The sequence below is a fragment of the Microbispora sp. KK1-11 genome (assembly GCF_006874435.1).
GTDB lineage: Bacteria > Actinomycetota > Actinomycetes > Streptosporangiales > Streptosporangiaceae > Microbispora > Microbispora catharanthi.
Window position 1 is genome coordinate 1 of sequence record NZ_VIRJ01000031.1, and the last position, 26,007, is coordinate 26,007.

General features: G+C 70.6%; 25 protein-coding genes. 12 read left to right on the forward strand and 13 right to left on the reverse strand.

Going from position 1 to position 26,007, the window contains the following annotated elements:
- A partial coding sequence (locus tag FLW16_RS33505) for an HNH endonuclease signature motif containing protein (protein ID WP_142564258.1) occupies nt 1-1,534 on the forward strand: 1,534 nt, incomplete at its 5' end.
- A gap of 44 nt (nt 1,535-1,578) precedes the next feature.
- On the opposite strand, the gene rraA is transcribed toward FLW16_RS33505, so the two are convergent.
- Nucleotides 1,579-2,061, reverse strand: coding sequence for a ribonuclease E activity regulator RraA (gene rraA, locus FLW16_RS33510; RefSeq protein WP_142564260.1), 483 nt, complete (start codon nt 2,059-2,061; stop codon nt 1,579-1,581).
- Nucleotides 2,062-2,392: 331 nt separating this feature from the next.
- Between rraA and FLW16_RS33515 the strand changes: the two genes are divergently transcribed.
- Nucleotides 2,393-2,659, forward strand: coding sequence for a hypothetical protein (locus FLW16_RS33515; RefSeq protein WP_142564262.1), 267 nt, complete (start codon nt 2,393-2,395; stop codon nt 2,657-2,659).
- 37 nt (nt 2,660-2,696) lie between these two features.
- On the opposite strand, the gene FLW16_RS33520 is transcribed toward FLW16_RS33515, so the two are convergent.
- The 4 genes from FLW16_RS33520 to mshB all read right to left on the reverse strand — a co-directional run bounded on the left by FLW16_RS33520 (nt 2,697) and on the right by mshB (nt 5,631).
- Nucleotides 2,697-3,545, reverse strand: coding sequence for an MBL fold metallo-hydrolase (locus FLW16_RS33520; RefSeq protein WP_260615854.1), 849 nt, complete (start codon nt 3,543-3,545; stop codon nt 2,697-2,699).
- A 263-nt stretch (nt 3,546-3,808) separates the two neighbouring features.
- The gene (locus tag FLW16_RS33525; protein WP_142564266.1) at nt 3,809-4,246 is read right to left on the reverse strand and encodes a hypothetical protein; all 438 of its coding nucleotides are present in this window, start codon (nt 4,244-4,246) and stop codon (nt 3,809-3,811) included.
- Nucleotides 4,247-4,283: 37 nt separating this feature from the next.
- Nucleotides 4,284-4,715, reverse strand: a complete 432-nt coding sequence (locus tag FLW16_RS33530; RefSeq protein ID WP_142564268.1) for a DUF6113 family protein — start codon at nt 4,713-4,715, stop codon at nt 4,284-4,286.
- A 10-nt stretch (nt 4,716-4,725) separates the two neighbouring features.
- Complete coding sequence (gene mshB / locus FLW16_RS33535) at nt 4,726-5,631, reverse strand: N-acetyl-1-D-myo-inositol-2-amino-2-deoxy-alpha-D-glucopyranoside deacetylase (protein ID WP_142564269.1); 906 nt, start codon at nt 5,629-5,631, stop codon at nt 4,726-4,728.
- A 42-nt stretch (nt 5,632-5,673) separates the two neighbouring features.
- On the opposite strand from mshB, the gene FLW16_RS33540 reads away from it, so the two are divergent.
- Nucleotides 5,674-7,776, forward strand: a complete 2,103-nt coding sequence (locus FLW16_RS33540) for a DPP IV N-terminal domain-containing protein (protein ID WP_142564271.1) — start codon at nt 5,674-5,676, stop codon at nt 7,774-7,776.
- A gap of 5 nt (nt 7,777-7,781) precedes the next feature.
- On the opposite strand, the gene FLW16_RS33545 is transcribed toward FLW16_RS33540, so the two are convergent.
- Together FLW16_RS33545 and FLW16_RS33550 are read right to left on the reverse strand one after the other, a co-directional pair.
- Nucleotides 7,782-9,542 carry an ABC transporter ATP-binding protein gene (locus FLW16_RS33545; protein WP_142564273.1) on the reverse strand — a complete coding sequence of 587 codons (1,761 nt, stop codon included), beginning with the start codon at nt 9,540-9,542 and terminating at the stop codon, nt 7,782-7,784.
- A 2-nt stretch (nt 9,543-9,544) separates the two neighbouring features.
- On the reverse strand, nt 9,545-11,251 hold the full coding sequence (locus tag FLW16_RS33550; protein ID WP_142564275.1) for an ABC transporter ATP-binding protein: 1,707 nt from the start codon (nt 11,249-11,251) through the stop codon (nt 9,545-9,547).
- A gap of 111 nt (nt 11,252-11,362) precedes the next feature.
- Here FLW16_RS33550 and FLW16_RS33555 point away from each other — a divergent pair, with 111 nt between their 5' ends.
- Both FLW16_RS33555 and FLW16_RS33560 read left to right on the forward strand, forming a co-directional pair.
- Nucleotides 11,363-11,596, forward strand: coding sequence for an RNA polymerase subunit sigma-70 (locus FLW16_RS33555; RefSeq protein WP_079316659.1), 234 nt, complete (start codon nt 11,363-11,365; stop codon nt 11,594-11,596).
- Nucleotides 11,597-12,154: a Clp protease N-terminal domain-containing protein gene (locus FLW16_RS33560; RefSeq protein ID WP_142564277.1), complete on the forward strand. Its 558-nt coding sequence runs from the start codon at nt 11,597-11,599 to the stop codon at nt 12,152-12,154.
- A gap of 34 nt (nt 12,155-12,188) precedes the next feature.
- Here the strand turns inward: FLW16_RS33560 and FLW16_RS33565 are convergent, their stop codons facing one another.
- The 5 genes from FLW16_RS33565 to FLW16_RS33585 form a co-directional block, all read right to left on the reverse strand.
- Nucleotides 12,189-12,539: an STAS domain-containing protein gene (locus FLW16_RS33565; RefSeq protein WP_142564279.1), complete on the reverse strand. Its 351-nt coding sequence runs from the start codon at nt 12,537-12,539 to the stop codon at nt 12,189-12,191.
- A gap of 118 nt (nt 12,540-12,657) precedes the next feature.
- A complete protein-coding gene (locus FLW16_RS33570; RefSeq protein WP_142564281.1) occupies nt 12,658-13,110 on the reverse strand; it encodes an STAS domain-containing protein in 453 nt (150 codons plus the stop codon).
- Between the two features lie 149 nt (nt 13,111-13,259).
- Nucleotides 13,260-14,000, reverse strand: a complete 741-nt coding sequence (locus tag FLW16_RS33575; RefSeq protein ID WP_139579333.1) for a succinate dehydrogenase/fumarate reductase iron-sulfur subunit — start codon at nt 13,998-14,000, stop codon at nt 13,260-13,262.
- Nucleotides 13,997-15,898 carry a fumarate reductase/succinate dehydrogenase flavoprotein subunit gene (locus FLW16_RS33580; protein ID WP_142564446.1) on the reverse strand — a complete coding sequence of 634 codons (1,902 nt, stop codon included), beginning with the start codon at nt 15,896-15,898 and terminating at the stop codon, nt 13,997-13,999. Before FLW16_RS33580 ends, FLW16_RS33575 begins: the two co-directional genes overlap by 4 nt.
- Nucleotides 15,899-16,017: 119 nt before the next feature.
- A complete protein-coding gene (locus FLW16_RS33585; RefSeq protein WP_260615856.1) occupies nt 16,018-16,836 on the reverse strand; it encodes a succinate dehydrogenase cytochrome b subunit in 819 nt (272 codons plus the stop codon).
- Between the two features lie 198 nt (nt 16,837-17,034).
- On the opposite strand from FLW16_RS33585, the gene FLW16_RS33590 reads away from it, so the two are divergent.
- From FLW16_RS33590 to FLW16_RS33620, 7 genes are all read left to right on the forward strand, one after another.
- Nucleotides 17,035-17,961: a LysR family transcriptional regulator gene (locus FLW16_RS33590; RefSeq protein WP_142564283.1), complete on the forward strand. Its 927-nt coding sequence runs from the start codon at nt 17,035-17,037 to the stop codon at nt 17,959-17,961.
- An 83-nt stretch (nt 17,962-18,044) separates the two neighbouring features.
- The gene (locus FLW16_RS33595) at nt 18,045-19,220 is read left to right on the forward strand and encodes a PP2C family protein-serine/threonine phosphatase (protein ID WP_142564285.1); all 1,176 of its coding nucleotides are present in this window, start codon (nt 18,045-18,047) and stop codon (nt 19,218-19,220) included.
- Entirely contained in the window at nt 19,217-20,821 is a 1,605-nt protein-coding gene (locus FLW16_RS33600; RefSeq protein ID WP_142564287.1) for an ATP-binding protein, read from the forward strand. The genes FLW16_RS33595 and FLW16_RS33600 overlap by 4 nt, the downstream gene beginning before the upstream one ends.
- A gap of 34 nt (nt 20,822-20,855) precedes the next feature.
- Nucleotides 20,856-21,293, forward strand: a complete 438-nt coding sequence (locus FLW16_RS33605) for a response regulator (protein WP_142564289.1) — start codon at nt 20,856-20,858, stop codon at nt 21,291-21,293.
- A gap of 147 nt (nt 21,294-21,440) precedes the next feature.
- Nucleotides 21,441-22,226, forward strand: a complete 786-nt coding sequence (locus FLW16_RS33610) for a hypothetical protein (RefSeq protein ID WP_142564291.1) — start codon at nt 21,441-21,443, stop codon at nt 22,224-22,226.
- Between the two features lie 9 nt (nt 22,227-22,235).
- Nucleotides 22,236-24,122: a fumarate reductase/succinate dehydrogenase flavoprotein subunit gene (locus FLW16_RS33615; protein WP_142564293.1), complete on the forward strand. Its 1,887-nt coding sequence runs from the start codon at nt 22,236-22,238 to the stop codon at nt 24,120-24,122.
- The gene (locus tag FLW16_RS33620) at nt 24,122-24,874 is read left to right on the forward strand and encodes a succinate dehydrogenase/fumarate reductase iron-sulfur subunit (RefSeq protein WP_142564296.1); all 753 of its coding nucleotides are present in this window, start codon (nt 24,122-24,124) and stop codon (nt 24,872-24,874) included. The genes FLW16_RS33615 and FLW16_RS33620 overlap by 1 nt, the downstream gene beginning before the upstream one ends.
- 50 nt (nt 24,875-24,924) lie before the next feature.
- Here FLW16_RS33620 and FLW16_RS33625 read toward each other — a convergent pair whose 3' ends face one another.
- Nucleotides 24,925-25,974: a hypothetical protein gene (locus FLW16_RS33625; RefSeq protein ID WP_142564298.1), complete on the reverse strand. Its 1,050-nt coding sequence runs from the start codon at nt 25,972-25,974 to the stop codon at nt 24,925-24,927.
- Nucleotides 25,975-26,007: the final 33 nt, after the last annotated feature.

Genomic DNA, 26,007 nt, shown 5'->3' on the forward strand with positions numbered 1-26,007 from the left:
GGGCAAGGCCGGGGCGGCGGAGGTGGCCAAAGCCGGCCGCTACCTACGCGCGGTGCTCGACCCCGACGGGGAAGACCGCGACGAGCAGGCCGACTACGCGCGGCGGTTCCTGCGGGTCCGCCCCACCAAAGCTGGCGGGCTGGAAGGCGAGTTCTACCTCCCGCGCGAGGCGGCCGCCCGGCTACGGGCGCTGCTGGACGCGTATGCAAAACCGCGCGCGGAGGGCGATGACCGCCCGCTGCGAGTGCGTAACGCGGATGCGTTCATCGCGCTGCTGGAGGAGAAGATCGCCACCGAGCTCTTGGTCCTGGTCAACGCCGAATCCCTCCCCACCGACCCCCAACCCGCTGACCTCGACAACGACCACTCCGAAGACGACTCCCCCACCGACGCGAACGACACCGACCCAAACGACACCGAAGACACCGGCGACCACGCCCCCATGAGCGCCGCCTCTGCCGAGGGTGATGTTGACGCGAGCAAGGCCGCTGCCGAGGGCGAGGGCACCGTGCGCGCCAAGGGCGGAGACTGCGATCGTGCTGCGGCCCGCACTGGAACAACGCGTGCCAGGCACGCAGCAGCATGGCCTGCATCCGGAGGTAGCACGCCTCCGGACACGGCGCCTCCGCACACAGCGCAATTGCCGGATCCTCCTCCCGAGGACGCCGCTGCGCATCACGCCCACGCCGGGCACCAGCCTGCGGGGGACCGCCGGCATGCGCAGGGCACGCCCGAAGGCCACAACGACGTGCGCCGTGGACAGAGCCACCATGAGCCGGACCGCCGCCACGAGCCGGACGGCGATGAGCCGGACGTGGCGGATGGCCAGGGCACGGGCGGGCGCGGCGGCGAGCAAGGCAGCGATGAGCAGGGCCAGGCTCAACAGGACGTGGCATTTGGCCTTGGCGTGTTCGGGTGCGGCGGCGAGGCGCGGTGCTCCTGTGCGACGGGGACACCCGAGACGCCGGGAACGGCACCGGGCGTGCAGGGAACAGCGCCGGGACCAGAACCGGGCACACCGCCGGGGAGGCCACCGGGAACAGCGCCGGGAACGCCGCTCGGGGCGGCGCAGGAAGCGTCACCGGGAGCGTCACCGGGGTCATTGCCGGGGGCGGTGCTGGGGACAGCGCCGGGGTTGTTGCTGGCCACCGGGCAGGTGCTGCCGGTCTCCAGCGTGCACCGGCTTGCCCGCACCAGCACCCTGGTGCGGCTGGTGATGGACGCCGAGGGGCAGGTGTTGGACATGGGCCGCAAGGTCCGCCTGGCCACCCCCGCCCAACGACGCGCGATCTACGCCCGCTACGCCACCTGCTGGATCGACGGCTGCCCACTACCCGCGACCATGTGCCAGATCGACCACGCCGACAACTGGAGCACCGGCGGCCTGACCAACCTCAAACTGCTCGGCCCCGCCTGCCAATTCCACAACCGCGACCGCTATCGCCACCCCGACCGCTACACCCGCCGCAAGACCGGCACCGACCGCTGGACCTTCACCTACCAGCCGACCCACACCAGGCGATTGCGGGTGTAGCGGGCCGCGGGTGGCGGCACGAGCAGACCGGGGCACCGGGGAGCTCAGACGTCGAGGCGGTGGTCGCTGACGAGGATGCCGTCCTCGTCGCTGTAGAGCCACTCTCCCGGAGCGAAGGTCACGTCCCCGAAGGTCACCGGGACGTCGATCTCCCCCAGGCCGGTCTTGGCGCTTTTGCGAGGGTTGGCGCCGAGCGCCTTGACGCCGAGGTCGAGCCCGGCCAGCGCCGCCGTGTCCCGTACCGCGCCATGGATCACCACGCCCGCCCAGCCGCTCTCGACCGCCGAGGTGGCGATCATGTCGCCGAGCAGCGCCGTGCGCAGCGATCCGCCGCCGTCGACCACCAGCACCCGGCTCTCGCCTGGCGTGGCGAGCACCTGCTTGACGAGCGCGTTGTCCTCCAGACAGCGGACCGTGGAGATCTGGCCGGAGAATCGCGCCCGTGAGCCGTACGAGCGGAACTGGGTGACGCAACTGCGCAGCGCGTCGCCGTGGGCGTCGTAGAGATCAGCGGTCGCGAAGCTCATGGCCGCATTGTGCCAGGGCCGCCGATGCCGCTTTCCGGCGGCACCTTCGACCTGGTGCCGCCGGGCCGGGGCCGTTGCCACCGCCCGGAAATGCGCGGTTCGCCATTCCGTAAATGCCGAAAAGAATGCAGGCGTGCACGATGTTTCGCGCTTTCGTCTGCTTTCACTCGCCGTGCTCGCCGCTGTCGCACTCGGCGAGTGTCAGACGAGCGGAGCCGCCGTCACCGCGTCGCCCGTGCCAGGCAGCGGGTGCCGTCCTGGGCGGGCAGGGGCCGAAGACGGGCAGCGGCCGAAGACGGTCAGGGGCATCCGCGTGCCGGAGGGCGGCTGCATGGGGGCGGTGAACGCCTATCCCACGCCGGTGAAGGCGTGGGTGGATCCGTGCTGGCGGAAACCGGGTGAGAAGCGGGAGGCGGCCACCGCGGCGGCGGACATGCGCTGCAAGCTGCAGGTGGATTATCTGACCGTGCGGTTGACGACGGAGATCGAGGCCCAGCAGATGATGATCAAGACGCCCTGCCCCGAGCCTCGGGCGTTCCGCCGGCATCTGCGAACGCGACTGGCCGATGCCGCGGCGATGCTCGGAGAGCGGCCGTAGCCGCCCTCCCGCAAGCGCCGTCCCCGGCACCAGCCCGTCAGGGCAGCGTACGGCTCTCGCCGACGGCGAGGTCCCACAGGTCGGCGGGGTCGAGGCCGCGTGACTCCCATACGGCGCGGGCCTCGCGCACGGGCTCCAGCAGCGGCTCGCCCGACAGCACGAACGTCCCCCAGTGCATGGTGGCCATCCGCCGCGCGCCCACGTCGAGGCAGCCCTGCACGGCCTGGGCGGGGTCGACGTGGGAGACCTTCATGAACCAGCGCGGCTCGTAGGCGCCGACCGGCATGAGAGCGAGGTCGATGCCCGGGTAACGCTCGCCGATCTGGGCGAACCGCTCCCCGTAGGCCGTGTCGCCGGCGAAGTAGACCCGGTGTTCGGGGGAGGTGAGCACCCATCCACCCCACAGGGTGCGGCAGGTGTCCCAGAGCGTACGGCGGCTCCAGTGGTGAGCCGGGACGAAGTCGAACGTCACGTCGCCGAGGCGGGCCGACTCCCACCAGTCCAGTTCGGTCACGTCGCGGAAGCCGCGCCGCCGGAACCACCCGCCGAGCTTGGCAGGCACGAAGACGGCCGTGTCCCTCGGCAGGCGGCGGATCGTCGGCGCGTCCAGGTGGTCGTAGTGGTTGTGGCTGATCACGATCGCGTCGACCTCGGGCAGGTCGGACCAGGCGACGCCGGGAGGGGTCAGCCGCTGGCGCACACCGGGGATCTTGCGGGACCACACCGGATCGGTCAGCACGGTCAGCCCGCCGATCTGGAGAACGAACGTCGCGTGGCCGACCCAGGTCGCCACGGTCTCGGTCGCGGCGGCGCGGGGAAGGCCGACACGGTGGACGGGAATCTGGTCGCTGTCACCGATGTCGGGCCGCAGCTGCCCGTGCCACATGACACTGGTGACCTCGCGGAAGTCCGGAAGAGGGGCGGTCAGCCTGTCGGCGAAGCTGGACGGCCACCGGCGGGGTCCGGCAGGCCGAACAATCGGCGCACTCGGCGCTTTCGGAACGGGAGAAACGGGGATTTCTGGTGCCTCAGGGCTTTCCGGTTGAATCGTCTGCGACATGGGGAACTCCCTTCCGCTCTCCATGATCCCCGCAGAGCCGAAATTATTCCTCCTACGACCGGTCGATTCACTTCATGTTTCCTCCGCCTTCAGGTGGAACGCGACCTCCTCCACCTTCTCCTCCACCACGGATGCACCCGGGGATAACCACCGTCGTCCAGACCGGCCATCCGTTCGAAAAGGTTCCACGAGGCCGGATGACCGCAGACGGCGTACGAGACGGCCGAGGCGAGCACGTACAGCGCGAGCATGGGCAGGCCGACGCAGAACGCGTACTGGGTGGCGTGGCGGGACTCGTGGTCGAGCAGGCAGCCGGTGAGATAGCCCTCCCCGTGCTTGGTCAGGATCACGTTTCCCACGGTGAACGCCCCGGCGACGGGAAACGGGATGCGGTAGCCGTGCGCGTAGACAAGGCCCCGCTCCCCCCTGTGGGTGCGGGCTCCGCCGATCCGCGCGATCAGCAGCCCGAGGGGCGTGGAGAGGTTGACGTAGTTGATGACCTGCCGGACCCGGTGCGACCGCCGCATGTCCCCAGGATCCGCGACCACTCTCGTTCAGACAACCTTACTGACGGCCGTACGAGCGCAGCAGCCACGAACCGGCGGACCGCGTGACGACCACGGCGGCCGCGACGGCGACGGCGCCGCCGTACAGGTACCAGTAGCCGGCCGAGTTGCCCGCGATGGCGAGGTCGCCGGCCTGCTGCGGCGTGGCCAGCAGGAACGAGGCGAGGAGCCAGCCGGCGGCGGGGACGAGCGCGCCCAGCTTGCCGCCCATCAGCCGGCCCATGGCGTACGGCACGGCGAACAGGGCGACCAGCCAGGCGATCGCGGCGACCGGCACCTGCCCGACGTACCACGCGTGCTGGAAGCCCCCGACAACGCCGAGCACCACACCCAGCAGGAAGAGCACGCCGTACGCCGCACCGGTCACGGCCCCGGCCAGCGGGCCGGGAGCGTCCTCGGTCTCGACGGCGACCTGCGTCTCCTGGGTCATGCCACTCAACTTATCCGACGCCGGCGAACAGGTCGGCCTCGCGGTTGTACGGCTCGCCAAGGCCGCCGGCCTCGGGCGGGGCGCCGATGCCGGGCTTGCCGGGGACTCCGGCACGCAGGATGAAGTGCTCGACCCCGAGGGCCTGCTGGCCGACGTTGTTCGACAGCGCGAACCACGGCGCGTCCACGGCGATCTGCGTCGCGTGCGCCCGCATCGCGTCGAGCTTGGCCTCCACGTAGGGCCGGGCGTCGATCTCCGTCGTCACGTCCTCGTCGGCGCATCCCGGCATGTCGTCGATCGACTCAGGCACCCAGAAGTCGACGTCGGCCTCGCGCATGGTCTCGATGGTCCGACGCAGCACCGACTTGGGCATGGCGGTGAGGTAGAACTTCGCGATCCGCCACGGCTCACCGCCGGGGAACGCGGGGTCGGCGGCCAGTTCGAAGGCCCGCCAGGAGACGCGGTGCGCCTGGATGTGGTCGGGATGGCCGTAGAAGCCGTTCTCGTCGTAGGTGACGAGGACCTGGGGCCTGACCTCGCGGATCACCTTGACCAGCTCGCCCGCGGCCTCGTCGAGGTCGGCCCGCCAGAAGCAGCCGGGGTGGTCGTTGGTCGCCGCGCCCATCATGCCCGAGTCGCGCCAGCGGCCGGCCTCCCCGAGGAAGCGGTGATCGGTGACGCCGAGCGCCTTGCACGCGGCGGCCAGCTCGCCGATGCGGTACTGGCCGAGCGTGTCGTCCCTGTCGGCGGCGTGGTGGGCGAGCTCCGGGGGAATGACCTCGCCTTCCTCCCCCAGGGTGCAGGTCACGAGCGTCACATGCGCCCCCTCGGCGGCGTACTTGGCCATGGTCGCACCGGTGGTGATGGACTCGTCGTCGGGGTGGGCGTGCACGAGCAGCAAGCGACGGTCAGTCATGCCTCCGAGGGTAGTGCCCCCGTGCTGGCAGTATGAGGAGCTATGACGGAGAGCTTCCCACGGTTGCATGCCAGGACCCGGCGGTTCACCCTCGGGGTGCCGCGCAACTTCACGATCTCCCCTGACGGCGGTCGGGTGACCTTCCTCAGGACGAGGTCGGGCACAGACCCGGTGACCTGCCTGTGGGAGCTGGACGTCGCGTCCGGAACCGAGCGGCTCGTCGTCGACCCTCTCGCTCTGGGCGCCGCCGACGAGGACCTGCCGCCGGAGGAGCGCGCCCGCCGCGAGCGGTCGCGGGAGTCGGCGGGCGGCGTGGTGGCGTACGCCACGGACCGGGAGGTCCGGCAGGCCGTCTTCGCGCTGTCGGGCGACCTCTACCTGGCCGGTCTCGCCTCGGGCGAGGTGCGGCGGCTCCCGGCGGCCGGGCCGGTCATCGACCCCCGGCTCGACCCCACCGGCACCCGGGTCGCGTACGTCACAGGGGGCGCCCTGCACGTGCTGGAGATCGCCACCGGCGCGGACACCGGAGCTGACACCGTGATCGCAGCGCCGGAGGGTGACACGGTCACCTACGGCCTCGCGGAGTTCATCGCGGCCGAGGAGATGGAGCGGATGCGCGGCTACTGGTGGTCGCCCTCCGGCGACCGCCTGCTCGTGGCCCGCGTGGACGAGTCGCCGGTGCCCCTGTGGCACATCGCCGACCCGGCCAACCCCGATCGTCAGCCCGTCCCGCAGCGCTACCCCGCCGCCGGCACGGCCAACGCCGAGGTCACGCTGCACGTCATCGGCCTGGACGGCGCGCGTACGGCGGTGCCGTTCGACCAGGAGTACCTGGTGACGGCGGTCTGGGACGCCCACGGCCTCGCCATCGTCACGCTCTCCCGCGACCAGCGGACCATGCGCCTGCTGTCGGCCGACCCGGACACGGGCGAGACGACGCTCCTGCGCGAGGACACCGACCCGGCCTGGGTGGACATCGTCACCGGCGTCCCGGCCCGCCTGTCCGACGGGACGCTCGTATGGGTGGCCGACGCCGACGGTGGCCGCCGCCTCGTGGTCGGCGACGAGCCGGTCACGCCGCCGTCCCTGCAGGTGCGCGCGGTGCTCGACGTCGACGGCGACACCGTGCTCTTCCAGGCGAGCGGAGAGCCCACCGAGATCCACCTGTGGACCTACACGGCGGGCACCATCAGCGCCGTCACGACAGAACCGGGCGTCCACTCCGGCCGGCGGGCGGGCGGCGTGACGCTCGTCGCCCGGCAGAGCCTCGACACCGAGGGCACGACGGTGTCGGTCGTCCGGGCGGAGGGCTCGGTCTCCGTCAAGTCCCTCGCCGAGCGGCCCGGCCTGGAGCCGCGCGTGTCGCTCGTCCGGGCGGGCTCGCGCGAGCTGTCCACGGCGATCCTGCTGCCCTCGTGGCACGTGCCCGGCTCGGGCCCGCTGCCCGTCCTGATGGACCCGTACGGCGGGCCGCACGCCCAGCGCGTGCTGTCGGCCCGGCGGATGTTCCTGGAGTCCCAGTGGTGGGCCGAGCAGGGCTTCGCCGTGATCGTGGCCGACGGGCGGGGCACGCCGGGGCGCGGCCCGGCCTTCGAACGCGAGATGCTGCACGACTTCACGATCTCGCTGGAGGACCAGGTGGACGCCCTCCAGGGCGTGGCCGCCCTGCACCCGGGCGACCTCGACCTCTCCCGGGTGGCGATCCGGGGCTGGTCGTTCGGCGGCTACCTCGCCGCGCTCGCCGTGCTGCGCCGCCCCGACGTGTTCCACGCCGCCGTCGCCGGGGCGCCGGTCACCGACTGGCGCCTGTACGACACCTGCTACACCGAGCGCTACCTCGGCCACCCCGACGAGGGGCACTACGAGAGGTCGTCCCTCCTCGGTGACGCGGAGAAGGGAGACACGGAGAAGGGAGACGCGGAGAAGCTGGAGCGTCCGCTGCTGCTGATCCACGGCCTGGCCGACGACAACGTGGTCGCCGCGCACACGCTGCGGCTGTCGTCGGCCCTGCTCGCGGCCGGCCGCCCGCACACCGTGCTCCCGTTGTCGGGCGTCACCCACATGACGCCGCAGGAGGTCGTCGCGGAGAACCTGCTGCTCCTGCAGCTCGACTTCCTCAAGAAGTCGCTGCACATCACCGGCTGACGGGACTACCCGGCGGTGCCGTGCCAGCTGTCCCACAGCGCGGCGTAGGCACCGCCCGCCGCCACCAGGTCGTCGTGAGAGCCCAGCTCGCTGATCCGGCCGTCCTCCACCACGGCCACCCGGTCGGCGTCGTGCGCCGTGTACAGCCGATGCGCGATGGCGATCACCGTACGGCCCTCCAGCACGGCCGCGAGCGACCGCTCCAGGTGGCGGGCGGCCCGCGGGTCGATCAGCGAGGTGGCCTCGTCCAGGACGAGCGTGTGCGGGTCGGCCAGCACCAGCCGGGCGAGCGCGAGCTGCTGCGCCTGGGCCGGGGAGATCGCCGTGCCGCCCGAGCCCACCGCCGTGTTCAACTCCTCGCCGGATCCATCGCCCAGGGCCGCCACCCACTCCCAGGCGTCCACGGCCTCCAGCGCTCGGCGCACCTCGGCGTCCGAGGCGTCGGGCCTGGCGATCAGGAGGTTGTCGCGCAGTGTCCCCCGGAACACGTGGTGCTCCTGGGTGACCAGGGCGACGTGCCCGCGCAGCTCGTCGAGCGGCAGCTCGACCAGCGGCACCCCGCCGACCGTGACCGACCCGCTCCCCGGCGCGTGCACCCCGGCGATGAGGCGGCCCAGCGTCGACTTGCCCGCCCCTGAGGGCCCGACCATGGCCAGGCGCTCCCCCGGGCGTACGTCGAGGTCGATGCCGTGCAGCACGTCATGGCCCTCGCGGTAGGCGTACCGTACGCCGCTGACCTTCAGCTCCTCCCCCACCGGCCGGGCGTCGCCCGCGACCCGGTCGTCGGGCACGTTGGCCACGCCCAGCAGCCGGGCCATCGAGGCCCCGCCGACCTGAAGCTCGTCCACCCACGAGAGCAGCCGGTCGAGCGGGTCGATGAGCTGCTGGACGTAGAGCGTGGCGGTCGTCACCTGGGCCACCGTCACCCAGCCCTCGATGGACAACAGCCCGCCGATGAGCAGGGTCGCCACGACCGGGACCACGTAGCCGAACTCGACGGCAGGGAACCACACCATGCGCAGGCCCAGGGTGTACCGCTCGGCGGCGAACGACCGGGCGATGTCCCGGTCCGTACGGTCCCGGCGGCGGCCCTCCAGCCCCAGCGCCTCGATCGTGCGGGCGCCCTCGACGGTCTCGGCCAGGCCCTCGGTCATGTCGGCGTACGCCGCGTTCTCCCGCAGGTAGCCGTCCCTGGCGCGGTTGAGGTACCACCGGGTGGCGCCCCACAGCAGCGGCACGGCGACCAGCGACGGCACCGCCATCACCGGCCCGACGAGGACCACCGCGCCCACGACGAAGACGCCGGTCACGATCGCGATCAGCGTCTCGGGCACGGCGTGCCGCACGCTCCGGGACAGCGCGTCCACGTCCCTGGAGGTACGGGTGATGAGGTCGCCGGAACCGGCCCGCTCGACCGTCGAGAGCGGCAGCGCGAGCACCCGGCCGACGAAGTCCTCCCTCAGCTCGGCCAGCACCTTCTCGCCCAGCCGCGACGACGCGTACACCGCGAACCTGACCAGCACGGCCTGCACGGCAACGAAGGCGCCGATGGCCAGGGCGACGGCGTCCACACGCAGGTCGGTCCGGCCCTTGGCCAGGCCCTCCACCAGGTCGCCGAGCATGCGCGGCGCGACGAGCCCGGCGGCCGCCGCCAGCGCGTGCAGGGCCAGCGCGAGGCCCAGCTCGCGGGGATACTTCAGCGTCAGCCGCCGCGCGTAGGCGCGCACCTGCGCCCTGTCGGCGACCGGCAGGATCTCGCGGGCCATGCTCAGTCTTCCCCTCGCGTCAACTCGCGTGTGACGGTGGCCCGATAGGCGGGCTCGGTCTCCAGCAGCACCCGGTGGCTGCCCTCGGCCCGTACGACGCCGCCCTCGACGTACAGCACGTGGTCGGCCCGGTCGAGCACGAGCGGGCTGGTCGTGCAGACCAGGGTCGCGCGGCCCGACCGCGCCTTGCCCAGCCGTTCGGCGACGCGCGCCTCCGTGTGCGCGTCGACGGCGCTGGTGGGCTCGGCCAGGATCAGGATCTCCGCGTCGCCGAGCAGCGCCCGGGCCAGCCGCAGCCGCTGCTGCTGGCCGCCGGAGAACTCGCGGCCCGACTCGGCCACGTGCGCGTCCAGGCCCTCGGGCAGCGCCGCCACGATGTCCTCGGCGCACGCGGCGTACAGCGCCTGGCGTACGTCCTCGTCGCTGGCCGTGCCCCGCACGTCGAGCTCGTCCCGCAGCCGTCCGGTGAACAGCCGCGCGCCGTTGTCGGCCACCAGGATGTGCCGCCTGACCTCGGTGAGCGGCAGCTTCGCCAGCGGCGCGCCGCCGAGCGTGACGTCGCCGGGGGCGAACCTGCCCAGGCGGTCGGCGATGGCGATGGCGTCCTCCGGCGCGGCCGCGGCGAGCGCCGTGAGCCGGCCGGGCCTGACCTCGACGCCCGACTCGCCGTCGCGGAGTATGCCTGCTCCGGGGAACAAGCGGCCGTCGCCGCCGGTGATCTCGGGCTCCAGGGACAGGATCCGGCAGACGCGGCGCGCCGCCACATGCCCCTTGGTCAGCTTGTCGGCGGCCTCGGTCAGCGTGCGCAGAGGCGCGATCAGGAAGACCGCGTAGCCGTAGAACGCGACGAGCTGACCGGGAGTGATGCGTCCGTCGAGCGCGAAGTGCGCGCCGAGCCAGGTCACGCACGCGATCAGCACGCCGGGCAACAGGATCTGGGCGCCCTCCAGCAGGGACTCCACCGAGGCCACCCGCACGCCCGCCTGCCGTACGCGCTGCGATTCCTCGCGGTAGCGCGCGGCGAAGACCTGTTCGCCGCCGACGCCGCGCAGCACCCGCAGGCCGGCCACGATGTCGGCGGCCCGGGTGGCCAGATCGCCCTGCAGGTCGCGCTGCTCGTGCTGGCGCCGGTGCAGCGGCTTGAGCAGAGGACCCACCGCGGCCGCCATCAGCGGCACTCCGACCAGCACGACCAGGCCCAGCGGAACCGAGGTGGCGAGGAGGATCACGGTCACCGCGACGACGGCGACGGCCGCGCCGGTGCCGCGCAGAAGGATGTCCATGGCGTTGCCGATGTGCGCGATGTCCGAGTTGCCCACGCTGACGACCTCACCGGTCGACAGGCGTTTCGGCAGCGTCGCCCCGAGCCTGGCCGCCTGCCGTACGGTCACCTGCACGGTGCGGTAGGCCGCCCCCAGCCAGGTGAAGACGGCGAAGCGGTGGCGCGTGACACCGGCGACCGCCTGGACCACGCCGAGACCGAGCACCACCGCCGACCACCTGAGCAGCGTGCCCGCGTCCCGCGCGGCCATCGCGTCGATCGCCTTGCCCAGGGCCGCCGGCACGAGCGCCTGCCCCAGCCACCACAGCACCGCCAGGCCGGCTCCGGCCAGCATCGGGGCGGCATGGCCGCGCGCCACCCACCACAGGTAGCGCAGCGGCCCGCGGGCGTCGGGAGTGCCGGGATCGGCGACAGGAAGAGAGCGCATGGTCGTTCCAGGCTCGCAAACACGCAGGTCGACCGGCAAATCGTTTTCCCGTGCCGATCAATGCGTCAACCAAGGTTGACATGAGCGAGCGTGTCAACCTATGTTGACGTCATGAGCGATACGGCACAACTGGCGAGCGACGCCGGCAGCCGCGATCCGGCCGTCGGTCTGCGGGCCGTACGGGCCCTGCGGCTCCTGGTGGAACGGCTCGAAGCGCTGCAGGTGGAGAACGCGCGCACCGCGGGGTGGTCGTGGCAGGACATCGCGCTCCTGCTCGGGGTGTCCCGGCAGGCGGTGCACAAGAAGTACGCGGGCGGGCGAGGACTGCTGAGACGGGAGAAGTAGATGCTGGAGAGATTCACCGACGACGCGCGGCAGGTCGTCATGCACGCCAACGAGCAGGCCAGGGAGCTCCGGCACGGGCAGGTGGGCACCGAGCACCTGCTGCTCGGCCTGCTGAGCCGCCCGGAGACGCTGTCCGCCCGGCTCCTCACCGCCCGCGGGATCACCCATGAGCGGGTGCGGGGGGAGGTCGCCCGGATCCTCGGCGACGCCACGGGCGGGGACATCGACGCCGAGGCCCTGGAGACGATCGGCATCGACCTGTCGGCCGTCCGGGAGAGGATCGAGGAGGTCTTCGGCGTCGGAGCCCTCGACCGGGAACCGCGCCGCGACCGTCGGGGCGCGCTCCTCAGCGGGCGCCGGGCCCCGTTCGGTCCCCGGGCCAAGAAGACGCTCGAACTCGCGCTGCGCGAGGCCATCGCGCTGAAGAGCAAGGACATCCGCGACGGGCACATCCTCCTCGGCGTCATCCGGGAGGGCGAGGGCCTGGGCGTCCGCATCCTGGCCGACGCCGGGATCGACCTGTCCGAGCTCCGTGAGGAGGTGAAGAGCGGCCTGTGACGGCCGTGTCAGAGGGCCGTGTCAGTCGGCCGTGTCAGTCGGCCACAGCCGCCAGGGCGTCCGCGACGGTCTCGTAGATGGGGAACGCCGCGTGCAGCCCGGTCACCGTGAGGATCCTCCGGAAGACGCCCCGCACGCCGGCGAGCTTCATGAATCCGCCCGCCTCCACGGCGCGGTCGTGCGCCTCCAGAAGAAGCCGCAGGCCCATGGAGTCGCAGAAGGTCAGCTCGGAGGTGTCCACGACCAACCGGGTGCCGCCCTCCTCCGACAACTTGCCGAACACGGTGCGCAGCCGCTCTCCGGAGATCACGTCCAGCTCGCCGGTCAAGGTGACGAGAATGTGCGTCGCCTCATGGCTCACCGTGACGCCAAGTCTCGTCGTCATCGCCTGTCCTCGTCCCGAGAGATCTTCCTGGTCAAAGATCTACAGAGAAGTTACACCTCTACTTACCCCGCGAGGCAGGGGGAGGCAAGGAGGACGGGAGGGCGGGGACCGGTCGTGCTCAGCGGTCGCCGGCGATCTCGTACAACCCACCGGCGTCGGAGCCCGGGTCGGGCTCGCCGCCCGGCCGGGGGTGGCGCGGACCCGCGTCCGCCGCGTGGCCGAGCGCCTCGGCGACCGTCGGGTGCTGTTCGAACACGTTGCGCAGGCCCGTGATCGTCAGCACCCGGCGCAGCACGCCCTGCACGCCGCTCAATATCAACCGGACGTTCAGGGCCTGACCACGCTGCAACGCGGAGATCAGCTCGCTCAGCCCGCGCGAGTCGCAGAACTCCAGCTCGGCGACGTCGATCACGAGGACGGACGTCCCTGACGACTCCCAGACCCGGTGCAACTCGTCGTGCAGCAGATGAACGGTGCCGGCGTCGAGATCGCCTTCCACACGCACGACTACGGCCGCGCCACGGACTGCGGACGCGACCTTCAAGGTGGAACGTGGACCGGTCACGGGCATGCTCACTCCCTCGCCTGCGGGGACACGGCAGGCGTGTTACGCCAACACAAATCACACGTTACCCGGGAGGAGGGGTGATTATGTTCCGGCAGTGACGACACGGCCGGCGCGCGGCGTGAATCCGTGCGCCGGCCGTGCGATAACTCGTGTTACTTGGAGGCGGCCTTGAGGTAGTCGGCGTTCATCTGAGCGATCGTGTCGAACGGGATGCCCTTGGGGCACACCGCCGTGCACTCGCCGGTGTTGGTGCAGCCGCCGAAGCCCTCGGCGTCCATCTGCTCGACCATCGCCCTGGCGCGCGACTCGCGCTCCGGCTGGCCCTGCGGCAGCAGGCTCAGGTGAGTGATCTTCGCCGCGGTGAACAGCGAGGCCGAGCCGTTCGGGCAGGCCGCGACACAGGCACCGCAGCCGATGCAGGTGGCGGCGTCGAAGGCGGCGTCGGCGTCGGCCTTCGGCACCGGGACGGAGTGCGCCTCCGGGGCGGACCCGGCGGGAACGGAGATGAAGCCGCCCGCCTGGATGATCCGGTCGAACGCCGACCTGTCCACGACGAGGTCCTTGACCACCGGGAACGCCGCGGCCCGCCACGGCTCGATCGTGATGACGTCGCCGTCCTTGAAGTGCCGCATGTGCAGCTGGCAGGTCGTGGTGAGCTTCTGCTCGCCGTGCGCGACGCCGTTGATGACCATGCCGCACATGCCGCAGATGCCCTCGCGGCAGTCGTGGTCGAAGGCGACCGGGTCGTCGCCCTCCAGGATCAGCCGCTCGTTGAGGACGTCGAGCATTTCCAGGAACGACATGTCCGGAGAGACGTCTTCGACCCGGTAGGTCACCATCCGTCCCTTGTCCGACGAGCCGTTCTGCCGCCAGATCTTGAGGGTCAGGTTCACTTGTAGCTCCGCTGGGTCATCTTGACGTACTCGTAGTTCAGCTCTTCCTTGTGCAGGACCGGGCCCTCCGGAGTCCACTCCCACGCCGCGACGTAGGCGAAGTTCTCGTCGTCGCGCAGCGCCTCGCCGTCCGCGTCCTGCGACTCGGCCCGGAAGTGGCCGCCGCACGACTCCGTACGGTGCAGCGCGTCGATGCACATCAGCTCGGCGAGCTCGAAGAAGTCGGCCACCCGGCCGGCGCGTTCGAGCGCCTGGTTGAGCCCCTCGGAGTCGCCCGGCACCTTGACGTTGTTCCAGAACTCCTCGCGCAGCTCGGGGATGCGCTCCAGCGCCTTGCGCAGCGACTCCTCGGTGCGCTCCATGCCGCAGTAGTCCCACATGATCCGGCCGAGCTCCCGGTGATAGGAGTCGGCGGTGCGGTTGCCGTTCACGGACAGGAGCTTGTCGATCTTGTCCTGGACGGCCTTCCTGGCCTCCGCGACGTCGCCCTCCTCGACCGGCCCGAACGTGCCGGCCCCGGCCAGGTAGTCGCCGATCGTCGTGGGCAGCACGAAGTAGCCGTCCGCGAGGCCCTGCATGAGGGCGGAGGCGCCCAGGCGGTTCGCGCCGTGGTCGGAGAAGTTGGCCTCGCCGACCACGAACAGCCCGGGGATGGTCGACTGCAGGTCGTAGTCCACCCACAGCCCGCCCATCGTGTAGTGGACGGCCGGGTAGATGCGCATCGGCACCTCGTACGGGTTCTCACCGGTGATGCGCTCGTACATCTCGAAGAGGTTGCCGTACTTCTTCTCGACGGCCTCCCGGCCCATCCGCCTGATGGCGTCGGCGAAGTCGAGGTAGACGCCGAGCCCGCCGGGTCCGACGCCGCGGCCCTCGTCGCAGACGTTCTTGGCGGCACGGCTGGCGATGTCACGCGGCACGAGGTTGCCGAACGCCGGGTAGATGCGCTCCAGGTAGTAGTCGCGCTCGTCCTCGGGGATGTCGCCGGGGGCCCGGTTGTCGCCCTTGAGCTTCGGCACCCACACGCGGCCGTCGTTGCGCAGCGACTCCGACATCAGCGTCAGCTTCGACTGGTGGTCGCCGCTCTGCGGGATGCAGGTCGGGTGGATCTGCGTGTAGCAGGGGTTGCCGAAGTAGGCGCCCTTCTTGTGCGCCCGCCAGATCGCCGTGGTGTTGCAGCCCTTGGCGTTGGTGGACAGGAAGAACACGTTGCCGTAGCCGCCGCTGGCGAGCACGACCGCGTCGGCGAGGTGGGTCTCGATCTCACCGGTGACCATGTCGCGGACCACGATGCCCCGGGCCCGGCCGCCGCTGACGATGAGCTCCAGCATCTCGTGGCGGGTGTGGACCTCCACGTTCCCCGCCGCGACCTGCCGCTCCAGGGCCTGGTAGGCGCCGAGCAGGAGCTGCTGGCCCGTCTGGCCGCGGGCGTAGAAGGTGCGCGACACCTGGGTGCCGCCGAACGACCGGGTGTCGAGCAGGCCGCCGTACTCGCGGGCGAACGGCACCCCCTGCGCCACGGCCTGGTCGATGATGTTCACGCTGACCTGGGCGAGGCGGTAGACGTTCGACTCGCGGGCGCGGTAGTCGCCGCCCTTGACCGTGTCGTAGAACAGCCGGTAGACGCTGTCGCCGTCGCCGCGGTAGTTCTTGGCGGCGTTGATGCCGCCCTGCGCGGCGATGGAGTGGGCCCGCCGGGGCGAGTCCTGGTAGCAGAACGACTTGACCTTGTATCCCAGCTCGCCGAGCGTGGCCGCGGCGGAGCCACCGGCCAGGCCGGTGCCGACGACGATGACGGTCAGCTTGCGCTTGTTGACCGGGTTGACCAGCTTGGCCTGGAAACGGCGCTTGTCCCAGCGGTCCTCGATCGGGCCCTCGGGCGCCTTGGTGTCCCTGATCGGCTCGCCGACTCGGTAATGCCCGACGACGGCCGGTTCTCCTGCGCTCCGGCTCTGCTGCGGTGCGCTCTCCTGCTGGTTCTCTTGCTGGTTCTCTTGCTGGGCGCGGCGGCGGAACTTCACTTGACCACTCCGATCAGAATGCAGACGGGCGCGGCGACGAACCCGAGCACCAGCACCGCGGAGACCGCGACGGCGGTCGTCTGCAGCGCGCTGCGGACGCGGGGACGGCGGGTCAGGCCGAGCGACTGGAAGGCGCTCCACAGGCCGTGGCGCAGGTGCAGGCCGACCATCACCATGGCGACGAGGTAGAACAGCGCCACCCACCAGCGGTCGGGCTGGAAGCCGGCGATCATCCGGTCGTACGGCGTGGCGTCGGCGCCCTTGGGGTTCACGGTGCCGAAGGTCATGTCCAGCAGGTGCCAGATCACGAACAGCACGATGATCACGCCGCCATACCGCATGGTGTGCGTGGCATACCCGTTGGCCTGTGACTTCCGCTTGGCCGCGTACTTCACGGGCCGCGCCTTGGCCGCCCGGCGGGCGAGCGACACCGCCGCCCACATGTGCAGCACGACGCAGACCACGAGCACGATCTCGGTGATCGTCAACAGGGTCCGGTTCGGCAGCGCGGGCGAGCCCACGGTGCGCAACCAGTCGGCATAGTGGTTGAAGGAGTCGGCGCCCAAGAAGATCTTGAGGTTGCCCAGCATGTGGCCGATCAGGAAGAGCACGAGAACCGCGCCCGTGACGGCCATGAGGGCCTTCCTGCCGGCCGAGGTGCCGAGCAGGCCGCGACGGGCGGGCGTACGCGGCGCGGGCGCGGCGGGCTTGCGAGGTGCGTCATGCGTGGGAACCGGAGCGGTCGCCGAGCCCCTATCCGCAGAAGCAGGGTCCGCGGAAGCGGAGTCCACAGAGTGGTCAACAGTGGCAGTCACGAATGCACACGCTAGGTTCGCGCAGTTCAGACGTCCAAGTCATGACAGATCTGGTTTCGATAGCCCCCGGCTATGCGCTCTGTCCCGCACGGTTTCCAAGAGTCGAAGGTCCCTAGAGTGTGCGACGAATTTCACACCGCGTTCACACCACGGGGGGCGCATCGAGCCGGCTTCGGCGATAGCCCTAGGCTATTGAATGTGCAGCTCCAGCAACTGGCCTACTTCATGGCCGTGGCCGAGACGCGGCACTTCACCCAGGCGGCGGAGCGGATGCGGGTCGCCCAGCCGTCGCTGAGCAAGCAGATCAAGAGCCTCGAGACCGAGCTGGGGGCGCCCCTGTTCAGCCGGGCCCGGGGCAACGTCACGCTCACCGCGGCGGGTGAGGCGCTGCTCCCGCTCGCGCGCCGCATGCTCGCCGACGCGGAGACCGCCCGGCGCGAGGTCGCCGAGCTCGCCGGGCTGCGGCGCGGGCGGGTGCGCCTCGGCGCGACCCCCTCGCTGTGCGCCGGGCTGCTGGCCGACGCGCTGGCCCGCTTCCACCGCGACTACCCCGGCGTGGAGCTGAAGGTCGAGGAGGGAGGGTCCCGCGACCTCGTCCGCGACCTCGCCCGGGGCCAGCTCGACCTGGCGCTGATCATCCTGCCGCTGCAGAGCAGCGACCCGTCCCTGGTGACCCAGGAGATCCTGAGCGAGAACCTCGTCGTGGCCTCCGCGTCGACCCGGGGGCACAGGTCGTACATGCGGATCGAGGACCTGCGCGGACGGCCCATGGTCATGTTCCGCAGGGGCTACGACGTGCGCGAGACGACGCTGGCGGCCTGCCGGCAGGCGGGGTTCGAGCCGCGCTTCTCGGTGGAGGGCGGGGAGATGGACGCGGTGCTGCGGTTCGTCGAGGCTGGTCTGGGCATCGCGGTGGTGCCCTCGATGGTCCTGGAGAACCGGCCGAGGCTGACGGGCACGCCCTTGCTGCCCGGGCTGCGCCGTACGGTCGCCCTCGCCCACCGCAAGGACGTGGAGCCGACTCGGGCGGCGCAGGCCTTCCGTGGGACGCTGTTGTCGTTCCTCGGCGAGGCCGCGCGTGATGGAACCCTTCCCCAGGGAATAGAGGCGCTCGTTGACGTGTGAGTCCTAACCGAGCGGTTTCCAGACGATAGGTTTGTGCACACGATGCTGCACGACGATGATGCCGACGCTGACGAGAGGCGTTCGTGACCCCGGTCTCCCCTGATCTGCCCGATCCGCTCACCCTCCTGCTGATCGAGGACGACGCCGGTGACGCGTTTCTCGTCGAGGAGTTGCTGGCGGGCGCCGAGAGGCCGCCGAAGATCACCTGGGCGCGGACCCTCGCCGAGGGACGCGCGCGGCTCACCGACGACGTGCAGTGCGTGCTCGTCGACCTCTCCCTTCCCGACGCGTCCGGGCTCGAGGCGCTGCAGCAGGTCCTCGCCATGGCCACGGACACGGCGGTGCTCGTCCTCACCGGGCTCGGGGACGCGCACGTCGGCATCGAGGCGGTGGCCGCCGGAGCGCAGGACTTCCTGGTCAAGCAGGACGTCGACGCCCGGCTGCTGATCCGTGCCATCCGCTATGCCATCGAGCGCAAGCGCGCCGACCTCGCCATGCGCGAACTGCTGCAGGAACGCATCGTCAGCAAGGAGAACTCCCGGCTCGAACGCGGCCTGCTGCCCGTCTCCCTGCTCGACCCCGAGCTTCTCCACCATCAGGCCCGCTACCTTCCCGGGCGTTCGGGCGGGCTGCTGGCCGGTGACTTCTGGGATACCGTGCAGACGCCCGACGGGGCGGTGCACGTGCTGATCGGCGACGTGTGCGGGCACGGGCCCGACGAGGCCGCCCTCGGCACGGCGCTGCGCATCGCCTGGCGCACGCTGGTGCTGGCCGGGCAGAGCGGCAACGACGTGCTGCGCACGCTCGACACGCTGTTGCGGCACGAGCGCAAGTCGCCGGAGATCTTCACCACGATGTGCACCGCGACCATCGCCCCCGACCTGACCACCGCCCGTCTGCACGTGATCGGCCATCCGCCGCCGCTGCTGCTGCGCGACGGCGTGCTCGGTGTGGTCACCGAGACGCCGTCGGGCCCGCCCCTCGGGATCTTCCCGGACATCGTGTGGACGCCCATCGACGTCACCCTGGGCGATCGGTGGTCGCTGCTGCTCTACACCGACGGGCTGATCGAGGCCACGGTGGGCGAGAACCGCGACCTGCTCGGCACCGAGGGGCTCGCGAACCTGATCCGCGCCCAGGCGGGGATCGACCTCGACCGCATCATCGCCAGTCTCGACGGCGCCATGCACGACGACGTCGCGGCCGTCCTCGTCGCCCGCGGCCACGAGAAGCAGGACGTACGGGAGAGCAGGGCATGAGCGCGCCGGAGGCGCACGAGGAGGCGCATGCGGCCGCACCGGCCCCGCTGCCCCCGCTGGCGCCGCCCGCACGGGGCGCGCGCCTGCCCGTCAGCCGGTGGTTCGTGCTCGCCGGAGCGGGCGTCCTGCTCATCTTCGTGATCGCGGTCAGCGCCATCCTGCTCGCGCTCTCCACGACGCACGAGGCCCGGCAGACCCTCGTCGACGCGGTCGACCCCGCCGCCCTGCAGACGCTGCGCATCGCCCGCGCGGTGCAGGCGCAGGAGGGCGCGATCCGCGGATACGGGCTCACCGGCGAGCAGCAGTACCTCGACACCTACCGGCAGGGGGTCTCCGAGGAGCGGTCGGCGACCGACGCGATCGCCAGGCTCGTCCCCCAGTTGCCCCAGGGGTACGGCGTCCGCCGCCAGATCCGGCAGATCACCGATGCCACGACCGCGTGGCGGCGCGACTACGCCGAGCCCGTGGTCGAGCGGACCCTCAAGAGCGGTCCGGGCTCGCTCACCGACCTGGCCAAGAACAACCTCCAGCGCTTCTCGGCGGTCAGGAGCGCGCTCGACACGCAGCAGGCGCTGCTGGGGCGGCTGCACGACGTCGCCAGGGACCGGCTCTACTCCGGCTGGAACACCATCTATGTGGCGATCGCGGCGCTGGCCGGCGCGATGGTGCTGGCGATCGTGTTCTGCGCGCTGATCGTGCGCCGGGCGGTCACCGGCCCTATCGCGCGGTTGACCCGGCAGGTCCGGGCGGTGGCCGCGGGCGACTTCGACCACGAGCTCGGGGTCGAGCGGCCGGCCGAGCTGTGGGAGCTGTCGGGTCACATCGACGGCATGCGCCACCGGATCATGACCGAGTGGCAGTCGTCCGTCGAGGCCCGCCAGCAGCTCGCCGAGCAGGCCGAGGAGCTCAAGCGCTCCAATCGCGAGCTGGAGCAGTTCGCCTACGTGGCCAGCCACGACCTGCAGGAGCCGCTGCGCAAGGTGGCGAGCTTCACCCAGATGCTGGAGCAGCGCTACGCCGACCGGCTCGACGACCGCGCCCGGCAGTACATCGGCTTCGCGGTCGACGGCGCCCGCCGCATGCAGTTGCTCATCAACGACCTGCTCGACTTCTCGCGGGTGGGCCGGGTCGGCGGCGAGCGAGAGGAGATGGACACGGGCGACGCGCTGGCCGGCGCCCTGCGCAACCTCGACGCCCGGCTGTCGGAGACCGGCGCGACCGTCACCCACGACGACATGCCCAAGGTCGTCGGCAACCGCACGCTGCTGACCCAGCTCTTCCAGAACCTCGTCAGCAACGCGCTCAAGTTCCGCTCCGAGGAGCCTCCCCGCGTCCACATCGGCGTACGGCGGGACGGCGACATGTGGGAGTTCAGCTGCTCGGACAACGGGATCGGCGTCGAGCCGAAGTACGCCGACCGCATCTTCCTGATCTTCCAGCGTCTGCACCCGAGGGACGTCTATCCCGGGACGGGCATCGGACTGGCCCTGTGCCGCAAAATCGTCGAATATCATGGCGGCCGGATCTGGCTCGACACGAGCGAGGACGCCGGAGCCACGTTCCGCTGGACCCTGCCGGCCTTGGGAGACCCTGATGAGTGAGCGCAGATGAGTGAGCGCCGATGAGTGAGCGCCGATGAGTGAGTTCCGCCCGATCGAGGTCCTCCTGGTCGAGGACGACCCGGGCGACGTCCTGCTCTGCCAGGAGGCGTTCTCCTACAACAAGGTCGGCAACAACCTCCACGTGGTCAACGACGGCGAGCAGGCGCTGGCCTACCTGCGCGGCGAGGGGCAGTACGACTCGGCGCCCCGGCCCGACCTGGTGCTGCTCGACCTCAACCTGCCGCGCGTCAACGGTTTCGAGGTGCTGGAGGAGGTCAAGAGGGACCCCTCGCTGCGGACCATCCCCGTTGTGATCCTCACCACATCGGAGGCCGAGCAGGATATCCTGCGGGGATACAACCTGCACGCCAACGCGTACATCGCCAAACCCGTGGATTTCGACCAGTTCACCCGGGTAGTACGGCAGATCGACGAATTCTTCGTGACCGTGGTCAAGCTGCCGGGGAAGTGACCGAGATCACAGCGGGGAGGAGTGACCCTCCTCACACTTCGTGATGTGCTCGTCGTAATGTGTGCCCCACCAATAACGCGCACGGCCTGAGCAGTACGGCGCGGTCACTCCGGCGTGCGCGGAGTCAGTGAGGGTGGAAGGTCTCCGATGACCCAGACAACGGCCGAGAGCGCGGCAAGGAAACAACGCGCGCAGATCAGGGTGCGCACTCTTCGAACCGATCGATGGTGGCTGGCTCCGGCGTTCACGTTCGCCGGACTCCTGTTGTTCTTGATTTACGGATTTTGGGCGATCTTCGACAAGAGCTACTTCGTCGACCCGTACATAGCGCCCTTCTCGTCGCCGTGTCTGGCGACGTCCTGTCCCGAGGGGGCCCGGTTGTTCGGGCTCGCCCCGTTCGGCGACTGGTACACGTTGCCGCCCGGGATACTGATCCTCGGCCTGCCGGGCGGTTTCCGGCTCACCTGCTACTACTACCGCAAGGCCTACTACCGGTCGTTCTGGCTGTCGCCGCCGGCCTGCGCCGTGGCCGAGCCGCACGGGAAGTACACCGGCGAGACGCGTCTGCCGCTGATCCTGCAGAACATCCACCGCTACTTCTTCTACTTGGCCATCGTCATCGGCCTGATCCTGACGTACGACGCGGTGCTCGCGCTGGTGCACAAGCCCGCCGGGCTGGGCAGCTGGATTCTGCTCGCGAACGCGGCCCTGATTCTCTGCTACACGTTCGGCTGCCACTCGTGCCGTCACATCACCGCCGGGCGCCTGAACCACTTCTCGAAGCACCCGCTGCGCTACAAGGCGTGGACCCTGGTCTCGAAGCTCAACGCCAGGCACCAGCAGTTCGCCTGGGCCTCGCTGTTCTCGGTCATGATCGCCGACCTGTACGTCCGGCTCGTCGCCAAGGGCGTCATCAACTTCCCGTTCGCTTAAGGATTTCAAGTGGAGCGTCACGAATACGACGTCGTCGTCATCGGGGCCGGTGGAGCGGGGCTCCGTGCGGCGATCGAGGCGCGGCAGCAGGGCAAGCGGACGGCGATCGTCTGCAAGTCGTTGTTCGGCAAGGCCCACACGGTCATGGCCGAGGGCGGCGCCGCCGCGGCGATGGGCAACGTCAACCCGAACGACAACTGGATGGTGCACTTCCGCGACACGATGCGCGGAGGCAAGTTCCTCAACAACTGGCGCATGGCGGAGCTGCACGCCAAGGAGGCCCCGGACCGCGTCTGGGAGCTGGAGGCCTGGGGCGCGCTGTTCGACCGCACCAAGGACGGCAAGATCAGCCAGCGCAACTTCGGCGGCCACGAGTACCCGCGCCTCGCCCACGTCGGCGACCGCACCGGCCTGGAGCTGATCCGCACCCTCCAGCAGCGCGTCGTCGCCCTGCAGCAGGAGGACGAGAAGCTGCACGGCGACCCCGAGGCGTACATCAAGGTCTTCGCCGAGTGCACGATCACCCGGCTGCTCAAGGACGGCGACGCCATCTCCGGGGCCTTCGGCTACTGGCGTGAGACGGGCGACTTCATCGTCTTCGACACCCCCGCCGTGGTGCTTGCCACCGGCGGCATCGGCAAGTCGTACGTCGTCACGTCGAACTCCTGGGAGTACACCGGTGACGGTCACGCGCTGGCCCTGCTCGCCGGCGCGAAGCTCATCAACATGGAGTTCATCCAGTTCCACCCGACGGGCATGGTCTGGCCCCCATCGGTGCGCGGCATCCTGGTGACGGAGTCGGTGCGCGGCGACGGCGGCGTCCTGCGCAACTCCGAGGGCCGCCGCTTCATGTTCGACTACATCCCGGACGTGTTCAAGGACAAGTACGCCACGACCGAGGAGGAGGCGGACCGCTGGTACGACGACCAGGCCAACAACCGCCGTCCGCCGGAGCTGCTGCCCCGTGACGAGGTGGCCAGGGCGATCAACGCCGAGGTGAAGGCCGGGCGCGGCTCACCGCAGGGCGGCGTGTTCCTCGACGTGTCCACCCGCCTGCCCGCCGCCGAGATCATCAAGCGGCTGCCGTCGATGCACCACCAGTTCAAGGAGCTGGCGGACGTCGACATCACCAAGGAGCCCATGCAGGTCGGCCCGACCTGCCACTACATCATGGGCGGCGTCGAGGTGGACGCCGACACCGGCGCGGCGTCGGTCCCCGGACTGTTCGCGGCCGGCGAGGTCTCCGGCGGCATGCACGGCTCCAACCGCCTCGGCGGCAACTCGCTGTCCGACCTGCTGGTGTTCGGCCGCCGGGCCGGCGCGGGAGCCGCGGCGTACGTGGACGGGCTGGCCAAGCGGCCGACCGTGACCGGCATCGAGGAGGCCAAGGCCGAGGCCCTGGCCCCACTGGAGCGGAGCGGCGGGGAGAACCCGTACGAGGTCCACCACGAGCTGCAGCGCACGATGAACGACCTCGTCGGCATCATCCGCAAGTCCGAGGAGATCAGCGAGGCCCTCCAGGTCGTCGAGAAGCTCAAGGAGCGGGCCAAGAACGCCGCCTCCTCGGGCAGCCGGATCTACAACCCCGGCTGGCACCTCGCGCTCGACCTGCGCAACATGCTGCTGGTCAGCGAGTGCGTGGCAAAGGCCGCGCTGCTGCGGGAGGAGAGCCGCGGCGGCCACACCCGCGACGACTACCCCGGTATGTCGCCGGAGTGGCGCAGGAAGCTGCTGCTCGTGTCGCTGGCCCCGGACGAGTCGGGCGTGCGGATCGAGGAGAAGGTCCAGCCGCCCATGCGCCCCGACCTGATCAGGCTGTTCGAGCGCTCCGAGCTGGAGAAGTACCTCACCGAGGAAGAGCTGGCGGAATACGACGCCGCGGTCAAGGAGTCGTGATGGGATACAAGGCGAAGTTCCGCATCTGGCGCGGTGAGGGCGGCGAGGGCCGTCTGGAGGACTTCACCGTCGAGGTGAACGAGGGCGAGGTCGTCCTCGACGTCATCCACCGGCTCCAGGCCACGCAGACCCCCGACCTGGCGGTCCGCTGGAACTGCAAGGCCGGCAAGTGCGGCTCGTGCTCGATGGAGATCAACGGCAAGCCCCGGCTGGGCTGCATGACCCGGATGTCCACCTTCGAGGAGAGCGAGACCATCACGGTCACGCCGCTGCGGACGTTCCCGGTCATCAAGGACCTGGTCACGGACGTGTCGTTCAACTACCAGAAGGCCCGCGAGATCCCCTCGTTCACGCCGCCCGCCGACGTGAAGCCGGGCGAGTACCGCATGCAGCAGGTCGACGTCGAGCGCTCGCAGGAGTTCCGCAAGTGCATCGAGTGCTTCATGTGCCAGAACGTCTGCCACGTGATCCGCGACCATGAGGAGAACAAGCCGAACTTCGCCGGCCCGCGCTACCTCATGCGGATCGCCGAGCTCGACATGCACCCGTACGACGTGCTGGAGCGCAAGGAGTCGGCGCAGGAGGAGCACGGCCTGGGCTACTGCAACATCACCAAGTGTTGCACCGAGGTCTGCCCCGAGCACATCAAGATCACCGACAACGCGCTGATCCCGATGAAGGAGCGCGTGGTCGACCGGAAGTACGATCCGCTGGTCTGGCTGGGCTCGAAGATTTTCAAGCGCCAGCGCTGAGCCTTTGCAAAGGCGCCGATCGGTCCGTCCGATCGGCGCCTTTCTGTTGGTCAGCGCCCGGTGGCCGGGTCCTCGCCCGTGGGCGGCTGCGGAAGGTGGCCGGGCCGGGTGGCCTCGGTCCAGACCCCGGCCTGGGCCTCACCGACCGCCTGGCTCCAGGGATCCGCCGCGCCCGGGGGCATCGGGGCCGCGCCCGGGTACTGCTGGCCCTGCGCCTGCTGCGCCTGCATCTGGGCGGGGTCGGCAACCGGGTACCCGTACGGCTGGGCGTAGCCGTACGGCACCGGGTAGCCGTACGGCTGCTGCGGATAGCTCACGGTGTAGGGCTGGACGGGCACGAAGCCCATCATCGGGGCGTAGCCGGGGGTGGCCGCCGCCGGGTAGGCCGCCGCCTCGGGAGCCGGCGTCCGCGCCGCGGCCGGGCCTCCTCGCCGTACCGCGGCGGCGTGCGCCATCCTGCGGAGCCGGCCTTCGAAGATCAGCCAGGCGATCAGCGCGATGCCCACGAGCACCCCGGCGGGGATGGCGAGCCGGTGGGCCAGCGTCGGCTTGTCGTACTCGGGAGACGCATTGCGGATCTCGATCGGCACCGTCTCGGGATCGGGCTGCTCGAACGACACGCCCGTGCTGGGGGTCTGCTGCACCGTGTCCGGCGTCGGGGTCGACGCGGGGGGCAGGCTCACCTGCCCGTTGTCCTCCGGGCTCGGGCTGGGCTCCGGGACGGAGAGGTCGGTCTGCGTGGGGAGCGTCTGCGTCGACTGCGGCGGGTTCTGCTCCGTGGTGGACGCGGGAGGAGCGGTCGTCGTCGTGGCCGGCTTGGGCGTCTTGGTCTTGGTCTGCTTCGGCGTCGGCGTGATGGTGACGGTCTTGGTCACCACGGGCTCGGCCGTGGGGCTCGCGTTCGCCGAGGAGGTGGCCGGCGGCGTCTGGGTGACGGTGACCGTGACCACGGCGCACTGCGGGTCCTGAGTGGGGTCGCACGGCTCCACCGGGTCGGCGTTGGCGCCGATCACCGGACCCACGGCAATGATCGCCAGCGTGGCGATGGCCACAGACGCGACAGCCGAGGACGCGGCTCTCATGTACGCGCGTCCGATCACGGCTCGCCTCCTGTCGGCCCGGCTTCGAGGTCA

What these genes read in the sequence shown, in the direction of transcription:
- rraA (WP_142564260.1), bottom strand. Translation starts at nt 2,061, where the DNA reads ATGAGCTTCGCGACCGCTGATCTCTACGACGCCCACGGCGACGCGCTG.
- FLW16_RS33515 (WP_142564262.1), top strand. Translation starts at nt 2,393, where the DNA reads ATGGGGGCGGTGAACGCCTATCCCACGCCGGTGAAGGCGTGGGTGGAT.
- FLW16_RS33520 (WP_260615854.1), bottom strand. Translation starts at nt 3,545, where the DNA reads ATGTGGCACGGGCAGCTGCGGCCCGACATCGGTGACAGCGACCAGATT.
- FLW16_RS33525 (WP_142564266.1), bottom strand. Translation starts at nt 4,246, where the DNA reads ATGCGGCGGTCGCACCGGGTCCGGCAGGTCATCAACTACGTCAACCTC.
- FLW16_RS33530 (WP_142564268.1), bottom strand. Translation starts at nt 4,715, where the DNA reads ATGACCCAGGAGACGCAGGTCGCCGTCGAGACCGAGGACGCTCCCGGC.
- mshB (WP_142564269.1), bottom strand. Translation starts at nt 5,631, where the DNA reads ATGACTGACCGTCGCTTGCTGCTCGTGCACGCCCACCCCGACGACGAG.
- FLW16_RS33540 (WP_142564271.1), top strand. Translation starts at nt 5,674, where the DNA reads ATGACGGAGAGCTTCCCACGGTTGCATGCCAGGACCCGGCGGTTCACC.
- FLW16_RS33545 (WP_142564273.1), bottom strand. Translation starts at nt 9,542, where the DNA reads ATGGCCCGCGAGATCCTGCCGGTCGCCGACAGGGCGCAGGTGCGCGCC.
- FLW16_RS33550 (WP_142564275.1), bottom strand. Translation starts at nt 11,251, where the DNA reads ATGCGCTCTCTTCCTGTCGCCGATCCCGGCACTCCCGACGCCCGCGGG.
- FLW16_RS33555 (WP_079316659.1), top strand. Translation starts at nt 11,363, where the DNA reads ATGAGCGATACGGCACAACTGGCGAGCGACGCCGGCAGCCGCGATCCG.
- FLW16_RS33560 (WP_142564277.1), top strand. Translation starts at nt 11,597, where the DNA reads ATGCTGGAGAGATTCACCGACGACGCGCGGCAGGTCGTCATGCACGCC.
- FLW16_RS33565 (WP_142564279.1), bottom strand. Translation starts at nt 12,539, where the DNA reads ATGACGACGAGACTTGGCGTCACGGTGAGCCATGAGGCGACGCACATT.
- FLW16_RS33570 (WP_142564281.1), bottom strand. Translation starts at nt 13,110, where the DNA reads ATGCCCGTGACCGGTCCACGTTCCACCTTGAAGGTCGCGTCCGCAGTC.
- FLW16_RS33600 (WP_142564287.1), top strand. Translation starts at nt 19,217, where the DNA reads ATGAGCGCGCCGGAGGCGCACGAGGAGGCGCATGCGGCCGCACCGGCC.
- FLW16_RS33605 (WP_142564289.1), top strand. Translation starts at nt 20,856, where the DNA reads ATGAGTGAGTTCCGCCCGATCGAGGTCCTCCTGGTCGAGGACGACCCG.
- FLW16_RS33610 (WP_142564291.1), top strand. Translation starts at nt 21,441, where the DNA reads ATGACCCAGACAACGGCCGAGAGCGCGGCAAGGAAACAACGCGCGCAG.
- FLW16_RS33620 (WP_142564296.1), top strand. Translation starts at nt 24,122, where the DNA reads ATGGGATACAAGGCGAAGTTCCGCATCTGGCGCGGTGAGGGCGGCGAG.